5 protein-coding genes are annotated in these 4,545 nt (G+C 44.0%); 4 read left to right on the top strand and 1 reads right to left on the bottom strand.

The window, feature by feature from the left end; all coding sequences use genetic code 11:
• Positions 1 to 258 precede the first annotated feature (258 nt).
• From IQ242_RS17385 to IQ242_RS17400, 4 genes are all read left to right on the top strand, one after another.
• Positions 259 to 621, top strand: coding sequence for a hypothetical protein (locus IQ242_RS17385; RefSeq protein WP_228021055.1), 363 nt, complete (start codon positions 259 to 261; stop codon positions 619 to 621).
• Between the two features lie 572 nt (positions 622 to 1,193).
• Positions 1,194 to 1,556: a photosynthetic/respiratory NAD(P)H-quinone oxidoreductase subunit C gene (ndhC, locus tag IQ242_RS17390; RefSeq protein ID WP_002739390.1), complete on the top strand. Its 363-nt coding sequence runs from the start codon at positions 1,194 to 1,196 to the stop codon at positions 1,554 to 1,556.
• Between the two features lie 47 nt (positions 1,557 to 1,603).
• Positions 1,604 to 2,347 (top strand): photosynthetic/respiratory NAD(P)H-quinone oxidoreductase subunit K, encoded by a 744-nt coding sequence (gene ndhK, locus IQ242_RS17395; protein ID WP_002769162.1) that lies wholly within the window; start codon positions 1,604 to 1,606, stop codon positions 2,345 to 2,347.
• Positions 2,348 to 2,851 (top strand): NAD(P)H-quinone oxidoreductase subunit J, encoded by a 504-nt coding sequence (locus tag IQ242_RS17400; RefSeq protein WP_002769165.1) that lies wholly within the window; start codon positions 2,348 to 2,350, stop codon positions 2,849 to 2,851.
• 169 nt (positions 2,852 to 3,020) lie between these two features.
• Here the strand turns inward: IQ242_RS17400 and IQ242_RS17405 are convergent, their stop codons facing one another.
• Complete coding sequence (locus tag IQ242_RS17405; RefSeq protein WP_193960838.1) at positions 3,021 to 4,526, bottom strand: UbiD family decarboxylase; 1,506 nt, start codon at positions 4,524 to 4,526, stop codon at positions 3,021 to 3,023.
• Between the last annotated feature and the right edge of the window lie 19 nt (positions 4,527 to 4,545).

Below are 4,545 nucleotides of genomic sequence, written 5' to 3' on the forward strand. Positions count from 1 at the left end.
TTTATACACACCGAAACGGCGTTTGAATTGTTCATCTGATAAGTTTTGATAATCCATAATTTTGCTAATAAACATAGCAAAATTATAGATGATTTCCTGACCTAAGATCACATTTTATTCTTTTTTCAACTTCAATCTAAAAATCGAGAAAAAAGCAAAGCCTTCCATTATACCATAAAAAAATTATGCAAGAGGTCTAATCCTCAGCTAAAAAAAACTTATTCACAGGTATTAACTCTAGCGAATAGATAATTAGGGATGGAAGATTACCAATCAGCTTTTTTACAACGTCATCAAGATACAGAAATACTTTGTAAATCTAATAGGAAAATAGCTGCTATGCACTTTGGAGGTATTACGATCAAATGTTTTCTGAAATCTATGATCTTAGCTTCGGTATCCAGTCAAGAATGGAAAACTGATTCCAATAACCCCGGACATACTATAACTAATCCGGGTCACAGTTTGACAACTGCTTTAAAACGTCATAATCGTCTCTATTCGAGAGTTCAAAATTTTCCAGAGGTGAGAAAATGGATTAATATAGTAGAAAAACCTAGTCAAAATTTTATAACTATGGGTTATTCCAGCAGTGAACCAAATGTGGTTATCAGCGTATAAAAGTCTGAAAAGTTGGCTTCATAAACAAGCTACTCAACTTTGAGGAGATAGTTATGTCAGAAACTTGGTTAAGATCACTGAAACAAAATTGATGATTTTAATTGGCTTAGTAAATTAAATCTAATTAACCCTTTTCAACGGTAAAAAAATATCCATCCTGATATACTTGAGCGCAAGTCCATTTCCCGGAGCCAAAATAAAGCGATCGCTTTTCTGATCGGGTGCATTAACAAAGTATAGTGGGTCTGACAGCATTTCTCCTAATTTAGACTGCCTATCGGAAATTTTAGTACAAATGCTCGGACTGGCAACTCCAGCACTCCAGTACAATCTTAACGAGTAATCTGGATAGCCAGCAGTCCATCACGGTCATTTCCTTGTCACCCCGTCAGAGTTAAGAGCAAAGCACGGACAGAAGCGAAGTTTGACCCGACGATTAGCTAATGGTATCGATAAACATCTTCAATGTTGCTTTTGAGAAGGAGACGGGTTGCTAAAGCCTCTATAATAAGTACCCATAGAGATGCCGACAACTTCCCCTGTCGATAGCGAATAAGGAGAAAAAAAACCCAGTGTTTGTCCTCAAAGGTTACGAGTATTTTCTAGGATTTCTGCTCGCTTGCAGTTTAGTACCAATCCTATCCCTAACGGCCTCCAAAGTCCTGCGGCCTAGTGGTGGCGGTCCGGAAAGACGCACCACCTATGAATCGGGGATGGAACCGATCGGCGGTGCTTGGATTCAGTTTAACATTCGTTATTATATGTTTGCCCTCGTTTTCGTGGTTTTTGACGTGGAAACCGTCTTTCTCTACCCTTGGGCAGTAGCTTTCAATCAATTGGGCCTATTAGCTTTTGTAGAAGCATTGATCTTTATTGCTATCCTTGTGGTTGCTCTCGTCTATGCTTGGCGGAAAGGAGCCTTAGAATGGTCATAACGGCCATAATTTTCCTTATTTTTGACTTTTCATGAGAGGATAACCGGATGAGTCCCAACCCTACCAGCGAATTTAAGCAAATTATCGAACAACAAAGCGAAAAAATCCTCAATCCCATCGAACGCACCAAAGTTACCCAGGATTTATCGGAAAATGTCATCCTTACCACTGTTGATGACCTGTATAACTGGGCGCGTTTGTCAAGTCTTTGGCCGATGCTATACGGTACAGCTTGCTGTTTTATCGAGTTCGCGGCCTTGATTGGTTCCCGTTTTGATTTTGATCGCTTTGGTTTAGTTCCCCGTTCTAGTCCCCGGCAAGCCGATTTAATCATCACTGCTGGTACAATCACCATGAAAATGGCCCCCGCTTTGGTGCGTCTGTATGAAGAAATGCCAGAACCTAAATATGTGATCGCCATGGGTGCCTGTACGATTACGGGGGGAATGTTCAGCAGTGACTCCACCACCGCAGTTAGAGGGGTAGATAAACTTATCCCCGTGGATGTCTATATACCCGGTTGTCCCCCCCGTCCGGAAGCGATTATCGACGCGATTATTAAACTGCGGAAAAAAGTCGCTAACGAATCTATTCAAGAACGCGGGACTGTCCTCCAGCAAACCAATCGTTATTACAGCACCACCCACAAAATGCAGCCCACGGAACCGATTCTTACGGGTAAATATCTGCAATCGGCCACCCGTCAAGCACCCCCGAAAGAGTTACTAGAAGCCACTGGTATGCCTGTTCCCCCCGCTCTTTTGACCACGAAACAAAAGGAAGAAATCTAAATGACTGAAGAAACGACAGCTATTGTGCAAGCTGGCCCCACTTCGATTTGGTTAAGCGAAAATGGTTTTGAGCATCAAGCTTTAGAAGCTGACCATAGTGGTGTGGAATTGATTAAAGTAGAACCAGACTTTTTAATTCCTCTGGCCACTGCTTTATACGCTTATGGTTTTAATTATCTCCAATGTCAGGGTGCTTACGATTTGGGACCAGGGAAAGAATTGGTTAGTTTCTATCATCTGGTCAAAGTAACCGATAATGTCGATAGTCCCGTGGAAGTGCGCTTAAAAGTCTTTCTTCCTCGAGATAATCCCCAGGTTGCTTCGGTTTACTGGATTTGGAAAGCGGCTGACTGGCAAGAACGAGAAAGTTATGATATGTTCGGCATTATTTATGAAGGACATCCCCACCTGAAACGGATTTTAATGCCGGAAGATTGGGTCGGTTGGCCTCTACGCAAAGACTACGTTTCTCCCGAATTCTACGAACTACAGGACGCTTACTAAGTCGAAAAACTAATCACTAAGTAGGGAGGCAAAATTATTTGTAGGATGGGTTAGCGGTAGCGTAACCCATGCAGGCGTTGGGTTTCATGCTTCAACCGTTCGGCAAAAGCTCACGGCCGAAGCCCAACCTACGTTCATCTTATATTTAATTCCACCCACCTACTTAAATCTACATTTCGTAGCCAAACTTATTGGCATCCACTTCTTGTAAATTAATATCGATTAAACCGTATTCTGACCAGCGTTGGGAAACCTTGACCGCCATGGCCGGATCCGACTCCAAAGGTTCCCCCCATTCGTGGTCAGTTTCGGGATACATTTTTGTCGTGGCATCAATTCCCATTCTCCCCCCCAAACCGACCTTTTCGCTGGCAAAATCGAGGCTATCAAAGGGGGTTTCCGGGAGAATAAACACATCGCGAACTGGATCCACTTTAGAACTAATTGCCCAAACCACTTGCCGGGGGTCGCGAATATTAATCTCCTTATCGACGACGATGACAAATTTAGTATAGGTGAACTGGGGTAAGGCACTCCAAAAAGCTAAGGCCGCTCGCCGCGCTTGTCCGGGATAGGCTTTATCAATGGAGATAATCGCCGCTTTATAGCTTAAAGCTTCCATCGGTAGGAAAAAATCCCTGATTTCTGACACCTGTTGCCGTAAAATCGGTGTATAAATACGATTAAGAGCGATCGCCATCATCGCTTCTTCCTTGGGAGGACGACCGCTAAAAGTGGTTAAATAAATGGGGTCGCGACGATGGGTCATGCAGTGGAAATGAATCAGGGGTGAATCTTCCACACCGCCATAGTAACCCATGTGATCACCAAAGGGTCCATCTGGCAATACCTCTCCGGGGGTAATTGTTCCTTCCAGGACGATTTCTGAGTCGGCCGGCACTTCCAAATTGAGGGTTTTACACTTGGCTAACTGTACCCCAGAACCGCCGTACAATCCCGCAAACAGCCATTCTGAGAGATCTACGGGGATAGGAGTGGCGGCGGCCATGATAATTAAAGGATCGACCCCTAAAGCAATGGCTATTTCCAATTTTTTGCCCATCTGTGCCGCTTTTCGCAGGTGACGCGCCCCACCGCGCACGGATAACCAGTGGACGGTCATGGTATTGTGAGACTGTAGCTGTAAGCGATAGACACCGACGTTAGGGGTTCCCGTTTCGCAATCTTTAGTAATTACTAGCCCTAGGGTGATAATCTGGCCTGCATCGCCCGGATAGGGGCGAATCATCGGAATTTTCTTTAAATCTACTTCATCCCCTTCTAAAATCACCTGTTGACAGGCAGGAAAAAAGTTACGGTTGGGTTTGGCTTTCAGGACATCAAATAAAACTTTACCAAAATCGATCGCTTGGGAGAGTTTTTTCGGCGGTTTCGGTTGTTGTAAAAGGGCGAGTTTTTTGCCTAAATCTTCCAATTCTTCGGGTTTATTCAGGTTCATCGCCCAACAGATGCGTTCTACCGTTCCCATCAGGTTAATAGCGACGGGAAACTCGGCCCCTTGCACGTTTTCAAACAGTAGGGCCGGTCCCCCCACCTGTAGCATCCGATTAGCGATCTCGGCAATTTCTAAATCGGCAGAGACCGATGCACTAATGCGGCGTAATTGGCCACGATCTTCTAAAAGCTTAATAAATCCTCGTAAGTCTCTAGCCATGATGAAGAAATGTAAGTAA

It is taken from the genome of Microcystis sp. LEGE 08355 (genome assembly GCF_015207185.1).
Lineage (GTDB): Bacteria > Cyanobacteriota > Cyanobacteriia > Cyanobacteriales > Microcystaceae > Microcystis > Microcystis panniformis.